Here is a 13,030-nt window from a genome sequence, read left to right as displayed (position 1 = left end):
TAGACTTTGCTTTTTTCACCTTTAAATTTAAGCAAAATATGACAGAAGACGACAAAAATGCTCAAAAAATTGAAATTGAAGCGATTGGGGTGGATGTATCAAGTCAGCCTGTTGAGTTGTATAAGGTATTTAAACTGGCTAATTTAGTTGGTGGTGGTGGTGAAGCAAAACACTTGATAGCGGATGGTTATGTTGCCGTTAATGGTGAACTTGAAACAAGAAAGCGTCGAAAAATGTATCATGGTGATTTTTTTGAGTTTAACCAGGAGTTTTATGTCGTGATTTGTGATGAGCAGAGTATTGATCAAGAAAGCGTTGATGATGGTATTTCTGGAACTAGTGGTGATGGTGAAATGCAAGCAACAAAATCAGATAAAGGGAAGCGAGAAAAGCGTAAAAAGAAAAATGACATTGGGCGCACCGATATTGATTTCTTCTAGGCAATATTAACTAGGCGGTTTGACGTACACACTTTCAATTTTCATTGACGTGTCGTATAACTCAAAAAAAGCCCCGTAACTTTTAACGGGGCTTTTATGCTTAATACCAAAGGTCTTCAGGGTGTATCTTACTTTCAGGTGCATAGGAATCATCATCGAGTGGATGCTCAGATTTATCGCGCAAGCTCTCTAATTGATGCTCAAGCATTTGGACAGTGTCGTAATCACCCTCTGAGCAAGCAATATATATTTGCTGCTCGATAGCTCGAATACTATCTCGTATACTCATGCCCTACCTCCTGCGTTAACAAATGGTCGGCCGAATAGATTTATCTATTCTCAAAACGATTATAGTCAAGGAGGCCAAATTCTACAGGCTGATTTTCTTTATACCAGTGGTGAATTTCGTTTTCAACTAATGAAAGGTATGCGGCTGGATAGCTACCTATGATGCCATGAACCAAGGTAAAATCATCAATTGTTCTCAAAGATTCGTCATGCTTTGGAGATAGATGAGCTTTTAGTATGTCATACAGTTCTTGCTTTTGGTTATCAGACTGGTAGGGGACCTGACTGGGTTGATTAAACGGTTTATTTTTCGTATAAAAAAGGCCTAACATTTGTGCTAAGCCTCTGGAGGATGGGAATGGTAGTTTGCTATCAGAGGCGTTAGGCTTTTGTTAATCGGCTAATTTTAGCCATTGAAATTGGCTTGGTGAAAAGTGCTATTGCAATACAGGTTGCCATCATGAAAGCAGAAATCGTATATGCGAGATTGTAGTTCTCACCATTAGCCACAGAAAGCCCTACTACTGCTGCACCAATCGCGCCTCCGATTCCCCATGCTGTGTATAGCACACCGTAGTTAGTCCCGTAGTTTTTAAGGCCATAGAACTCAGCGGTAATCGTTGGAAATACAGCCAACAAAGTGCCGTAACCAACCGCAGCAAGGGCAGTTCCGATAATAAGTGTGAACTCGCTATCGAATGTAGCAAACAAAACCATATTGATGCCCTGAAGAATAAACGCCAGCAATAAAGTCTTGATACCACCAATTTTGTCAGCAAGGATGCCAGCGACAACTCGGCCACCAGAGTTAAATATGGCGAGGATTGAGGCTAGATAAACTGCATTTGGTAAGTTTGCTTGTACACTGGCAATCGTAGTAATGTTTCCAATAATCATAAGGCCAACTGATGCAGCAAACGCATACATGATCCAAAGTGAGTAAAACTGAGGTGTTTTAAGCATGGACTTCCAAGTTAGATCGTGAGAATCGCTAATGTTCAGCGTAGACTTACCGGTTTTATTGTTTGGTAAGGCTGGTGTATAGCCAGTAGGTGGATTGTTGATTGTCGCCGCAAGAGGGACAGTGATAGCTAAGATCCCAATACCAAGTACAATAAAGCTAGATTGAATACCTATGCTATTTATTAAAGCTGATGTCAGTGGCGCAAGATAAATAGCTGCAAGACCAAATCCGGCCGCTATAAGACCGTTAACCATTCCCTTTTTCGATGAATGGAACCACTTCATTGCTGATGGAGATAGGCAAGCATATCCAAAACCAATCCCAGCACCTGTCATCACACCAAAGGTGAGGTTTAAAAGCAATGGAGAGCTCACAAAACCAGACGCAATCATGCCAAATCCAGTCAAAGTGGTACCAAGGATAAGAATCTTACGTGGTCCCATTTTGTCTTGGAGTATCCCAGCAATAAGAAGGCAAGTTGAAAAGGTAATGGTCGCAATGGCATAAGGTGATGAAGCTTCAGCGGCGCTCCAACCTAACTCAGTAACTAAGGCTTTGTTGAACACACTCCAAGCATATAGGATGCCAAGACAAAGGTTGATACAGAATCCTGCTAATAGTATTCGTGTCGCTTTATCAATCTTGCTCATTTTTTTTCTCATTTTACCTCTGCACATGAGAGGTCAACGTTATAGTCAGTTTATTCAAATTTAGTTTGCGTTTATCAACAAAACTCATAGTGGGCGCGGATTATACCCAATATTGAAGTGATTGAAATCACTTTTTTGCATGAGTTACTTTTCTATCAGTTGTGGATATGCAAATGTGTATCGTTTCATCTTTCGAGCCTTAGAAATGATAACGCGTAAGCTGGCGCATAAGTGATTTACGTCTAATATTACAAGTATCAATACCGATTTCACTTAGTGTACCAAAGTCTGGAAAAAGTAAGCGGTCGTAGTGACTCACTTAAGGAATGACAAACCATGTTCAAAGGACAATGTGATGGTGCGTGTTAGTCTATTTATTTGCACCTTTCTGTTTACAGCGATTTCAATAGCTGATCAGCTACAATCACAACCTTTGGTTGTAACCAATTCCAAAGCGTGGAAACCATTTTCTTATCTAGATGATGATCAGAATCCAGCTGGTATTCTAATCGACTATTGGAAGCTTTACGCTCAGCATAATGGGATTGAGGTTAAATTCCTTCTACTCGATTGGAATGATTCATTAGAAGCGGTAAAAACCGGAAAGGCTGATGTTCATGGTGGCTTGCTGTGGTCTGAGCACAGAGAAGGCTACCTTGACTACACACCATCGATAATCACTATAGATACCCAAATGTACATTAATCGAGACTTGATTGGCTTAGATCTCAATGAATTCATGTTAGGGCTACATGAGTATAAGGTAGGAGTCGTAACGGGTGGATATGAAGAAGAGTTTACGCGCACACATTACCCAAACCTCAAGTTGGCGGCATTTAATAACAACCAAAAAATGATTGATGCTGCATTTAGTGGGGAGATTTCAGCCTTTGTAGCTGATCTGCAGGTGGGTAATTTTTATTTGCTCACCAGCAATAAAGCCAATGCTTTTATTGGTGTAAGAAACCTTTATTCAGGCGATCTTAGAGCAGCGGTTAAAGAGGGCAATAAGGTCCTACAGGATCAGGTCACCAATGGTCAGGAAGCGATCACGATAAGCGAAAAACAAAGGATACTCAGCCGCTGGATGCACATAAATACCGTGTATCCTGCTTATTTAGCGCCAATTTTAATCGCGATAGCTGTCGTTGGTGCTGCATTATATATTGTTGCTCTTAGGTATTCTGTGCGGATGAAAACTCGTGAGCTGGCTGAGGCAAATGAAGAATTAAAAAAATTGTCAGAAACGGATTATTTGACAGGCTTGAGTAATCGTCGGCATTTTGTATCGGAGTTTCATGAGCGACTTGGTAGGCCGGGTGATGTGTGTGTTATGGTATTTGATATAGACGATTTTAAAATGATCAATGATACCTATGGTCATCAAGTTGGCGATCATGTTATTAAAACAGTTGCTGAGACGATTAAAGGTAGTGCAGGTTCAGAACAGCTCTTGGGGCGAATTGGGGGTGAAGAATTCGCTTTAGTCATGAACAACCAAGATGAGCTGAGAGTCAAAGAGTTATCCCATTCTATCTGTGATTTGATTAGAAATCTTGATTTTGACGGCCAAGCGCCTCACAAGGTGACACTTAGTTTAGGCTGCGCCTATTATCCAAACTCAAGCGCTGATATACAGCTGTCAGATGCTGATGATTTAATGTATCAAGCCAAAGAACAAGGAAAAGATAGAGCTGTAGTACGTAATATGGCGACTTAATGCGCTATTGAAGCATTGCTGAGGTTGAAAAAAGGCCAGTTTGCGCACAAAGCAATCAAACGGACCAGTATAGCGAAAAAAAACCTTTTCTTTTCATATTACTGTGGCATATTAGACGTGTTCCAGCGACGCGGCGTGCATCGTATAATGGCATTACCTCAGCCTTCCAAGCTGATGATGTGGGTTCGATTCCCACTGCACGCTCCAATTTTTTCCCCTCTCAGTTATGATTTTTTATTACTTCAAACAAGTGATTTCTCAAATGTATCTAAAGACTGGATGTACCTAGCCATCATTATTGTGACTATGGTTTCAAGTAAGCCATCTTCTGAAAATACCTTTACCTCTTTCATCTTGTATCCGCTGGCTCTTTGCCTACCAATCTCAATAGGCCTGATGATCTTAAAGTTTAAGTTTCGAAAATAGCAGGCTCGATTCCGAGGGCAGAGTTAGTCTTTCTCATACAGAACATGAAAGGTATTGCAGTGGAAAATGCTGCAAAAGGGGTATTTTCACTCTACCTAACACTAATGATTTATCTGTGGTTTTCGATGGTTCTTGCCGCAGTTGCAGGACCTTTGACTATAGTGTTAGTGTCCTAGTTCACTGCTAACTAGCTGTCATGAACGCTTTAGTATGATTGATGTTGTTAACATAGATAGTTTTGGACTCCATATGTGATGGTCGACTGAATATGTCATATTAACGCTAGGTTGATTGCGAACTATCGAGTGTAACATGCCTCATGTATTACATAACAATGTGTTGAGGATTCTGTAGCGATCGCTTAAAATTAATCTAAATCCTACAGTATAAGGTTTATTATGAATAAGCTTTTAGTTTGGCTTGGACTTTCTGCGACAAATGAAGAACGAGAGATCTTGAAACATTTGCGCCAAAAGCAGGCATCGTCAATGAGAGTTGTGGGTCGCGGGACGTTAACCAACGATGCATCACAAGTACGTTCAACTGAAAAATCAAAAATATTCATCTCCAAGCTTGATCGAATTGTAGGATAGGCATGCTTCTATTGCTTATCCTGCCTACTCTTATTTCAGGTTATATTGTTTTTACAAAGCACCCATACAACTACTACAGATTGCATCGCTACGATGGTCAATTACTCTACTTAGAAAGTGCTAAGTCGGGCTTTATGTGTACAGTATGTAGCAGCTTGGTCACTTTATTTGTCAATAATTATGTTCCACCAAAGGTCGATATCTTTGGTTATGATTTCAATCTCGATCTGTATTCGTTCTTTTATTCCATAATATTACCTATCGCTCATGAAGATGCTGATGAACTTACATGGGTTCTTTTGATCGCTACAGGAGCCATAGGTCTGGCATATTTTTATGCCTTTTGGGGTGCTGCTAGACTCCGCCTGAAGGCCGTTGATTTAACGGATTTACTGTCTATTCGTCGTATAAAACTATCTATTAAAAGACATCGTTTTTTGATGAGGCGTAAAGATGAGTCAGCATTGTCTTCAAAAGAGAAAGCTAAAATTGTACTGATGTCATCAATATTGAAAGACAGCCCAATGGATGCGCTTTTCTATAACTCATATCTTATCGATGGTTTTTATCTAATGATAACTATGGATGATAGAAAAGTGTATATAGGGCGTGTACTGAGCCTTGGTGAGCCAAACGAAGCAGAGGGTATGGATCAAGAAATCACAATAACCCCATACGCAAGTGGATATCGTGATAAAGATACACTAGGTGTCAGTTTAACGACAAAATACAATGAAGTATCAAGAGATGTAGCCTTAACTATCAGACAAGATAAAATTATTTTGGCAACTCATTTTTCTGAGGATATCTATGAAGAGTTCCAACGAAATCTAAAACGTAAATCAAGCTATGTACTTTGCTGAATAAATTACATTTGTGGCAATTGCTTTCAAGAACTACAAATACAAGACCTCCTTAAAAAATACCACACACCAACATGTTAGATTACTAACACTTGGCACTTTCAGTTGTATTATTAGCACTAGACATTATGTGTTTCATATTGCACAGTATTTTTAACTTTAATAGCTAAAAAAGGAATAGCAATGTTCAGTCACGTTATGGTCGGCACAAATGATATTAATCAATCCAAAGCTTTTTATGATGCCGTGATGGCCGTTCTCGGATATTCAGAAGGTATAATTGATGACAAAGGTCGCTGCCTCTATGTAACAAAAGAGGGCGTATTGGGTATTACCAACCCCATAGATGGCGAACAGGCGACTCATGGCAATGGAATGACAATCGGGCTTAAAGTCAGCAGTCCTGAACTGGTGGATGCATGGCATGCCGCTGGTCTAGAAAATGGCGGCACAGCGTGTGAAGCGCCTCCTGGTATACGTGAAGGCGGAGGGCGGAAATTATATTTGGCTTATTTGCGAGATCCTGCTGGCAATAAGCTTTGCGCTACTCATATTGAACAATAAGGATATTGATGTCAAAAGTCGTTTTAAAGGGCTTTATTTTGGTCCCTGAATCAGAATTGGGATTGGTTAACAGTGAACTTATCGACCATAAACGCCTTACGCTAGAAGAAGAGGGCTGTATTACTTTTCAAGTGATCGAAAATCCGCTGCGTTTTGATGCCTCTGAAGAGTTTATCGATAGGGCAGCTTTTGAGTATTACCCAAAACGAGTCACAACTTCTCGCTGGGGGGAAATAACCACTCATGTTCAGCGCTACTATGAAGTGTTTGAATGATTTGCTCGAAGTTTATTCATTGAGTTGAAAAGGACTGAAAACTATCAGTCCTTTTTTGTTTTAGTTATCGATTGGTTATGTTCTTCAGACTGAAAGTCAGAACTACTGCACTAACTTAAACACTAAAGCACTTACCGCGACGGCACCTGTTGCGAGGACAAAGAAAGTGGATAATTTGCCTTTATATGCGTGTAAGCTTTTTACTTTATAGACAGCGAGCATTGGCATTATAAATAAGATCATCGCAATAATTGGACCGGATAATGCTTCCATCATACCTAAAATACTTGGGTTAATAATAGAGACTGCCCAAATGCTTAAGAAGAGTACTAGTATACATACCCCATGTGCCTGACGTTGAGAGAGGGAAGTACTTTTTGTCAGCATCCCAATTAGACTCTCTCGCGCACCCAAAAAATGCCCAATGAAAGAAGAAGTGATTGCAATAAAGGCGACAATGGGTCCAAGCGTTGCGATAAACGGATTATCAGTAGCGTTGGCTAGGTACGACAACACCGAAACATTCTGCTCTTTAGCTTGTGCTAATTGATCGGGTGATAGTGTTAATATACAAGAGATAACAAATAGCATAACAAACACAATCAGCATTATGCTGGTGCGGCGTACAATATCTTCCGATTTAGAAGTAGCTTCTTTGCCGTAATGTCGACGCTGAGCATGAGCGAATGAAGAAAGAGCGGCGACATGGCTAAAGGAAAAAATCACCACAGGAGTGGCTAGCCATAAAGTACTGGTTAAAGAAGGTAATGATGGAATGATGAATTCAGGTACGTGCCAGCTGGGCACCAGGTAAATTGACAAAAATAGCAAAATGGCAACTAATGGATAGACCATGATTGAGAATACTCGAAGCATAGCTTTCTCACCTGCCAGCATGATGGCGATCAATCCGGCGACTAAAACACCAGACAGCCAAGCTCGGGGCATAGAGGCCATATCTGCTTGGTGAACCATAAAGCTATCGACTGTATTGGTGAGACCAACCCCATAAATTAGCAGAACTGGGAAAATTGAGAGGAAGTAAAGAAGAGAAATACCTTGTCCTGCAGCCGGACCAAAATGTTCGACAACGACGTCGGTAAAGTCGGCATCAGATCTACGTGAGGAGAGAACAAAGCGGGTAAAGCCACGGTGTGCTAAGTAAGTCATTGGATAGGCAAGTATGGCCATGATGATTAATGGAACCATTCCGCCTATACCTAAGTTAATGGGTAAAAATAGGATCCCTGCACCGACTGCAGTGCCAAACAGGCTCAGAACCCATTGAGTATCATAGGATGTCCACGGACTTGTCTTCGCTGTTAACGTATTTTGAATGTCGCTCACTTGTGCGTTACCTTTGTCTGTCACGGAATCGCAAAGGCTATATATTTTGTTAATGATTATCACACAATTTATACATTATGGTGATCCAACTCACGAAGTAAAATGTTAAATAGATTCAATTGGATACTTATTAATCATTACTGCTGGGTTAGTAGTTAATATTTTTTATTAATTAGATGTTAAAGACTAGAATTTTAAACCTTTAGCGCTTGGGCTATTGGGATTGGTTTGTATATCGATGCGATAGAAGAAATTCAAGAGCTTCGCATACCCAGTAATTGGTATTGCCTATGGAAAAGTGATAAGTAATAGATAGAATAGACGACTGTTAGGTTTTATAAAATCCAGATTCTATAAAATTAGTCATATCACTAATAGCATAATGTGTAAAAATCAGACGTCGAAACTAATGTCTCGAACACATTTTTGGAAATAACAGGCCTATTTTCTATGATTGGAAAGATCAGTGTTTCACCACATCCTAGCGTTATTTGGTAGTGTGCATCTACGGTTCTAGTGTGACCTGATTGTTCAATGCTCTCAACCAGAGGTTGTAAGTCTTTTATTGGTAGAAAGCGCCCTTTAAAGCATAGTTCCACATCACTTACCATACAGATTTCACCCAGTATTGGTAGAAGGCTGTCTAAGTCTTCAAGTTCAATTGTTACCATGTTTACACCTATAAGTTGTCTCGTTTGTACCATTACTCCCTGTATTTGTACTATTCAGGTGCAGACTTTAAGTTAGGCAATGAATTATATAATAAATATAAATGAACTTTTATGATCTTTTTCTTCACTCTTATATTGTTGGATTTCTAGTGATTTTTAGATTTATGGGTAAGATAATGATGAAGTGAATTAGGAAGTCGTAGAATAGCTGACAGGGTTCTACTTTTAGGAGAGTGCGATAGAAAAGCAGCCAATGGTGAACTTGGCTGCTTTGGGTAGTGTTGATTATACGTCGTAAGTTGTAGACGCGGTATCGCCGCCTGTTCCTGTCCAATTAGTATGGAAGAACTCGCCTCGTTGACGATCGATGCGTTCATAGGTATGTGCACCAAAGTAGTCTCGCTGTGCTTGAAGTAGATTAGCAGGCAAACGAGCAGTGGTGTAACCATCAAGGAAAATCAGGGCCGACGTTGTGCACGGCATTGGGATGCCAGCTTCAAGAGACTTAGCTGCCACTTTACGCCATGCTGTCAGACTGTTTTGTAGGATGTCTTTGAAATAGTCGTCAGAGCCTAAAAATGCGAGTTCAGGTTTTTTCTCGAATGCATCACGGATATTGCTCAAGAATGCAGAGCGGATTATACAACCGCCACGCCACATTAAAGCAACGTTACCATAGTTTAGATCCCAGCCATTTTCGTTGGATGCTTCACGCATCAGCATAAAGCCTTGAGCGTAAGAGATAATTTTAGAGGCGAGTAGAGCTTGACGAAGCGCGTCGACCCACTCTTGCTTGTCACCTTGAACAGGTGCAATGGTTTTACTAAATAGCGCCTCTGTTTGTACACGCTGGTCTTTCAGTGCAGATAAGCAACGAGAAAATACAGACTCTGAAATCAGAGTGAGCGGAATACCAAGATCTAGCGCATTGATGCCTGTCCATTTACCAGTGCCTTTTTGGCCCGCTGTGTCTAAGATTTTTTCAACCAATGGCTCTCCATCGCTATCTTTGAACCCAAGAATATCAGCTGTGATCTCAACTAGGTAACTGTCAAGCTCAGTTTTGTTCCAGTCAGCAAATACAGTTTGCATTTCGTCTGCGGACATACCCAAGCCATCTTTCATAAATTGATAAGCTTCTGTGATTAGCTGCATGTCGCCGTATTCAATACCGTTGTGAACCATTTTAACGAAGTGCCCAGCGCCATCATTACCAACCCAGTCACAGCATGGTTCACCAGCATCAGTTTTTGCAGAGATACCTTGGAAGATCGGCTTAACGGCTTCCCAAGCTTCTGGTGTACCACCAGGCATAATAGAAGGTCCAAAACGTGCGCCTTCTTCACCGCCTGATACACCCGTTCCGATAAAATGAATACCTTTCTCACGAAGTGCTGCAACACGACGGTTGGTATCTGGGTAGTTAGTGTTACCACCATCAATGATGATGTCACCTTTGTCTAGCAGTGGCACAAGGGCTTCAATGAATTTGTCGACCACATCGCCAGCACGAACCATTAGCATCACTTTACGGGGTGTCTCAAGCTTTTCAACCAACTCTTCGAGTGAATAAGCACCAATGATGTTAGTGTCTTTTGCTGGGCCTTGCAGAAATTCATCTACTTTAGCAGCGGTACGGTTATGAGCGACCACTTTAAAGCCATGGTCATTCATATTTAGGATAAGGTTCTGGCCCATGACTGCTAGACCAATAACACCGATATCACCTTTCATTGTTTCTCTCCAATTTTTCAATAGACGCTCGCGTTACGCGATTTTTTCTGCGGCGTCAGAATCTAAGTACCATTCCGTTTCACCAGTTTGAGACTGGATTTTCGCCGCAGGATAGGGCAGCTCAGTTGCGGGAGTGGTATGAATTTCTTGAACAATTTCTACTTTGCCAGCACCAAGTACAAGGTAGCTAATTCGTTTAGCTGCTTGCAAAACCTTGGCAGTTTTAGAGACGCGAATTTGACCTGACTCTGGGTGGGAAGCTAAAACAGAGAGCTTCTGTTCCTCATAGTTAGTCTGGCCTGGGAATAAAGATGCGGTATGACCGTCTGCGCCAACACCGAGCAATATCCAATCAAAAACAGGTGTGCCGTTATCTGTTGGGATGACTTCTTTCATCTCTCTAGCAAATCTCTCAACTTCTTGCTCGGGTTTTTCCTCACCGCGAATTCGATGGACATTCTCAGCAGGAATATCGACTTGACTAAAAAGTAGAGTGTTAGCTTCACCATAGTTGCTTTGCTCGTCATCAGGGGTAACGCAACGCTCATCTCCCCACCAGAAATGAAGGTTTTGCCACTGAATAGACGTTGCGTATATTTCTGAAGCCAATAGCTTAAACAACATTTTGGGCGTGCTGCCACCAGACAGTGATATATGCACAGGGCGGCTAAGTTCGCTCAGTACCTTAATATCGTTAGCTAGGCTTTCAACGACCTGTTGAGCCGTTTGGAAAATCTTATGGTTGATCATAGTTCACAATAATCCGTATCTGTTAAATTTTTGCATGGGAAACGCCAAGCTCTATTGTCACGTTTAAGAAGCTCATCTGACTCTTTTGGCCCCCAAGTACCACAGGCATAACCGAATAAGGCTTGTGGATCTTGTTTGAAGTCTAGAATTGGCTGCACATATTGCCAACATGCTTCAACGGCATCACTGCGAGCAAATAAAGTTGCATCACCATTAAGTGCATCAAGTAACAGGCGTTCGTAGGCCGTTAACATTTGAGTTTCGGGTAGATCAGCATAGTGAAAGTTCATGCTCACCTCTTTTGCATTAAATCCTGCTCCTGGTTCTTTAAGGCCAAAGCTCATCTGAATCCCTTCATCAGGCTGGATTCGAATGATCAACTTATTCTCAGGCGCATTTTGACCAAAAACGGGGTGCGGTGTCTGTTTGAAGTGAATGACGACTTCAGTGACTCGAGTTGGCAGCCGTTTCCCAGTGCGAACGTAGAAAGGTACACCATTCCAACGCCAGTTATTAATATAGGCCTTTAGACCAATGTAGGTTTCAGTTCGAGAGTCATCGGCAACGCCGTTTTCTTCACGATACCCAACAAGATGTTGGCCACGAACATCCGATGCAGTGTATTGTCCGAGGACTAAGTCATTTCTAAGTGCTTGCTCATCTAGAGGCTTAAGGCATTGCAGCACTTTAATCACTTCGTCGCGCATTGAGTCAGCATTGATTTGCGCGGGGGGCTCCATGCCAACCATAGCGAGTACTTGAAGTAAGTGGTTCTGGAACATATCACGAACCGCTCCGGAACCATCGTAATAACCACCGCGTTCTTCGACGCCAAGATACTCAGCCCCGGTAATTTCCACGTAATCGATAAAGTTACGATTCCAGAGTGGCTCGAACATGGCATTAGAAAACCTAAATACAAGTAGGTTTTGAACCGTTTCTTTACCTAAATAGTGATCGATACGATAGATCTGGTGTTCTTCAAAATGTCCGTGGATTTCTTTATCGAGATTTTTTGCTGAATTTAAGTCATAGCCGAATGGCTTTTCTATGATAAGACGCTTCCAGCCATTCGTCTCTTTGTTTAAGCCATGTGCTGCTAAGCTCGCTGGGATCACACTGTACAAGCTTGGTGGAGTGGCTAGATAGAAGAGAGTATTATGTTGCTCAAAATGATACTGTTGTGACAGCTGATCGAGGCGGTTAACCAGTATGCTGTAGTCTGCGGTATCAGAGGTATTGATGGCTTGATAGTGTAGATGGTCAATAAACGCATTGAGCGTTGCAGGCTCTGTTTTTTCCATTTCCTGAAGTGAATGCTTCAGTTTTTCGCGGTAAGACTCATCGCTATATTCCGTGCGGCTGACACCAAGGATGGCGAAATTTGTTGGAAGCTGCTTACTCGCGTAAAGGTGGTATAAAGCTGGGATCAACTTACGATACGTCAAGTCTCCCGAAGCACCAAAAATAACGATGCTGCTGTTTTCTGGTATTACCATCATCTTTCCCTTAGAAACGAGGTAGTTATCATATGTCGTTCATACAGTGAACTCAGAGAGCCAACCCTATCAACGGCAATTTAAAATTGATAATTGGTCATGCCTATTAGTCTAATAGCCAGAAATGAATTATTTCGAGCTATGAGATAAATCATAACTAGGCAGCGTATTGTCTATGAGTATTGAATATACATCAACCTCTGTGAAGGCAATCGATTAAATATTGACTGAATATTGGCTGATTCA

General features: G+C 41.4%; 13 protein-coding genes, 1 tRNA gene and 1 pseudogene. 7 read left to right on the top strand and 8 right to left on the bottom strand.

All coding sequences use genetic code 11. The features are described 5' to 3' along the window. Positions 1–38 precede the first annotated feature (38 nt). Entirely contained in the window at positions 39–440 is a 402-nt protein-coding gene (locus tag OCV27_RS19870; protein WP_125320802.1) for an RNA-binding S4 domain-containing protein, read from the top strand. 100 nt (positions 441–540) lie between these two features. Here the strand turns inward: OCV27_RS19870 and OCV27_RS19865 are convergent, their stop codons facing one another. The 3 genes and pseudogenes from OCV27_RS19865 to OCV27_RS19855 all read right to left on the bottom strand — a co-directional run bounded on the left by OCV27_RS19865 (position 541) and on the right by OCV27_RS19855 (position 2,342). Beyond that, the gene (locus tag OCV27_RS19865; RefSeq protein WP_125320801.1) at positions 541–729 is read right to left on the bottom strand and encodes a hypothetical protein; all 189 of its coding nucleotides are present in this window, start codon (positions 727–729) and stop codon (positions 541–543) included. A 40-nt stretch (positions 730–769) separates the two neighbouring features. Then, positions 770–1,033, bottom strand: a pseudogene (locus tag OCV27_RS19860) (hypothetical protein); the annotation flags it as partial. A 76-nt stretch (positions 1,034–1,109) separates the two neighbouring features. Continuing rightward, positions 1,110–2,342 carry an L-lactate MFS transporter gene (locus OCV27_RS19855; RefSeq protein WP_125320800.1) on the bottom strand — a complete coding sequence of 411 codons (1,233 nt, stop codon included), beginning with the start codon at positions 2,340–2,342 and terminating at the stop codon, positions 1,110–1,112. A gap of 355 nt (positions 2,343–2,697) precedes the next feature. Here OCV27_RS19855 and OCV27_RS19850 point away from each other — a divergent pair, with 355 nt between their 5' ends. From OCV27_RS19850 to OCV27_RS19825, 6 genes are all read left to right on the top strand, one after another. Continuing rightward, positions 2,698–4,062: a transporter substrate-binding domain-containing diguanylate cyclase gene (locus OCV27_RS19850; RefSeq protein ID WP_125320799.1), complete on the top strand. Its 1,365-nt coding sequence runs from the start codon at positions 2,698–2,700 to the stop codon at positions 4,060–4,062. 133 nt (positions 4,063–4,195) lie between these two features. Further along, positions 4,196–4,269: transfer RNA gene (locus tag OCV27_RS19845), tRNA-Gly, on the top strand. A gap of 617 nt (positions 4,270–4,886) precedes the next feature. Then, positions 4,887–5,081 carry a hypothetical protein gene (locus OCV27_RS19840; RefSeq protein WP_125320798.1) on the top strand — a complete coding sequence of 65 codons (195 nt, stop codon included), beginning with the start codon at positions 4,887–4,889 and terminating at the stop codon, positions 5,079–5,081. A gap of 2 nt (positions 5,082–5,083) precedes the next feature. After that, a complete protein-coding gene (locus tag OCV27_RS19835) occupies positions 5,084–5,944 on the top strand; it encodes a hypothetical protein (protein ID WP_125320797.1) in 861 nt (286 codons plus the stop codon). Between the two features lie 183 nt (positions 5,945–6,127). Continuing rightward, the gene (locus tag OCV27_RS19830) at positions 6,128–6,508 is read left to right on the top strand and encodes a VOC family protein (protein ID WP_125320796.1); all 381 of its coding nucleotides are present in this window, start codon (positions 6,128–6,130) and stop codon (positions 6,506–6,508) included. Between the two features lie 8 nt (positions 6,509–6,516). Further along, on the top strand, positions 6,517–6,783 hold the full coding sequence (locus OCV27_RS19825) for an antibiotic biosynthesis monooxygenase (RefSeq protein ID WP_125320795.1): 267 nt from the start codon (positions 6,517–6,519) through the stop codon (positions 6,781–6,783). Positions 6,784–6,885: 102 nt separating this feature from the next. Here the strand turns inward: OCV27_RS19825 and OCV27_RS19820 are convergent, their stop codons facing one another. From OCV27_RS19820 to zwf, 5 genes are all read right to left on the bottom strand, one after another. Continuing rightward, positions 6,886–8,130, bottom strand: a complete 1,245-nt coding sequence (locus tag OCV27_RS19820; RefSeq protein ID WP_125320794.1) for an SLC5/6 family protein — start codon at positions 8,128–8,130, stop codon at positions 6,886–6,888. Between the two features lie 371 nt (positions 8,131–8,501). Further along, on the bottom strand, positions 8,502–8,801 hold the full coding sequence (locus OCV27_RS19815) for a hypothetical protein (RefSeq protein ID WP_125320793.1): 300 nt from the start codon (positions 8,799–8,801) through the stop codon (positions 8,502–8,504). A gap of 285 nt (positions 8,802–9,086) precedes the next feature. Next, complete coding sequence (gnd, locus tag OCV27_RS19810; RefSeq protein WP_125320792.1) at positions 9,087–10,535, bottom strand: decarboxylating NADP(+)-dependent phosphogluconate dehydrogenase; 1,449 nt, start codon at positions 10,533–10,535, stop codon at positions 9,087–9,089. Positions 10,536–10,568: 33 nt separating this feature from the next. Beyond that, positions 10,569–11,285 carry a 6-phosphogluconolactonase gene (pgl, locus tag OCV27_RS19805; RefSeq protein WP_125320791.1) on the bottom strand — a complete coding sequence of 239 codons (717 nt, stop codon included), beginning with the start codon at positions 11,283–11,285 and terminating at the stop codon, positions 10,569–10,571. Beyond that, positions 11,282–12,784 carry a glucose-6-phosphate dehydrogenase gene (zwf, locus tag OCV27_RS19800; protein WP_185759766.1) on the bottom strand — a complete coding sequence of 501 codons (1,503 nt, stop codon included), beginning with the start codon at positions 12,782–12,784 and terminating at the stop codon, positions 11,282–11,284. The genes pgl and zwf overlap by 4 nt, the downstream gene beginning before the upstream one ends. Between the last annotated feature and the right edge of the window lie 246 nt (positions 12,785–13,030).

This window comes from Vibrio pectenicida, assembly GCA_024347015.1.
Lineage (GTDB): Bacteria > Pseudomonadota > Gammaproteobacteria > Enterobacterales > Vibrionaceae > Vibrio > Vibrio pectenicida.
The sequence above is the reverse complement of the archived record's forward strand: the minus strand, read 5'-3'. Positions and strand labels throughout refer to the sequence as shown.

What these genes read in the sequence shown, in the direction of transcription:
- OCV27_RS19870 (WP_125320802.1), top strand. Translation starts at nt 39, where the DNA reads ATGACAGAAGACGACAAAAATGCTCAAAAAATTGAAATTGAAGCGATT.
- OCV27_RS19865 (WP_125320801.1), bottom strand. Translation starts at nt 729, where the DNA reads ATGAGTATACGAGATAGTATTCGAGCTATCGAGCAGCAAATATATATT.
- OCV27_RS19855 (WP_125320800.1), bottom strand. Translation starts at nt 2,342, where the DNA reads ATGAGCAAGATTGATAAAGCGACACGAATACTATTAGCAGGATTCTGT.
- OCV27_RS19850 (WP_125320799.1), top strand. Translation starts at nt 2,698, where the DNA reads ATGGTGCGTGTTAGTCTATTTATTTGCACCTTTCTGTTTACAGCGATT.
- OCV27_RS19840 (WP_125320798.1), top strand. Translation starts at nt 4,887, where the DNA reads ATGAATAAGCTTTTAGTTTGGCTTGGACTTTCTGCGACAAATGAAGAA.
- OCV27_RS19835 (WP_125320797.1), top strand. Translation starts at nt 5,084, where the DNA reads ATGCTTCTATTGCTTATCCTGCCTACTCTTATTTCAGGTTATATTGTT.
- OCV27_RS19830 (WP_125320796.1), top strand. Translation starts at nt 6,128, where the DNA reads ATGTTCAGTCACGTTATGGTCGGCACAAATGATATTAATCAATCCAAA.
- OCV27_RS19825 (WP_125320795.1), top strand. Translation starts at nt 6,517, where the DNA reads ATGTCAAAAGTCGTTTTAAAGGGCTTTATTTTGGTCCCTGAATCAGAA.
- OCV27_RS19815 (WP_125320793.1), bottom strand. Translation starts at nt 8,801, where the DNA reads ATGGTAACAATTGAACTTGAAGACTTAGACAGCCTTCTACCAATACTG.
- gnd (WP_125320792.1), bottom strand. Translation starts at nt 10,535, where the DNA reads ATGAAAGGTGATATCGGTGTTATTGGTCTAGCAGTCATGGGCCAGAAC.
- pgl (WP_125320791.1), bottom strand. Translation starts at nt 11,285, where the DNA reads ATGATCAACCATAAGATTTTCCAAACGGCTCAACAGGTCGTTGAAAGC.
- zwf (WP_185759766.1), bottom strand. Translation starts at nt 12,784, where the DNA reads ATGGTAATACCAGAAAACAGCAGCATCGTTATTTTTGGTGCTTCGGGA.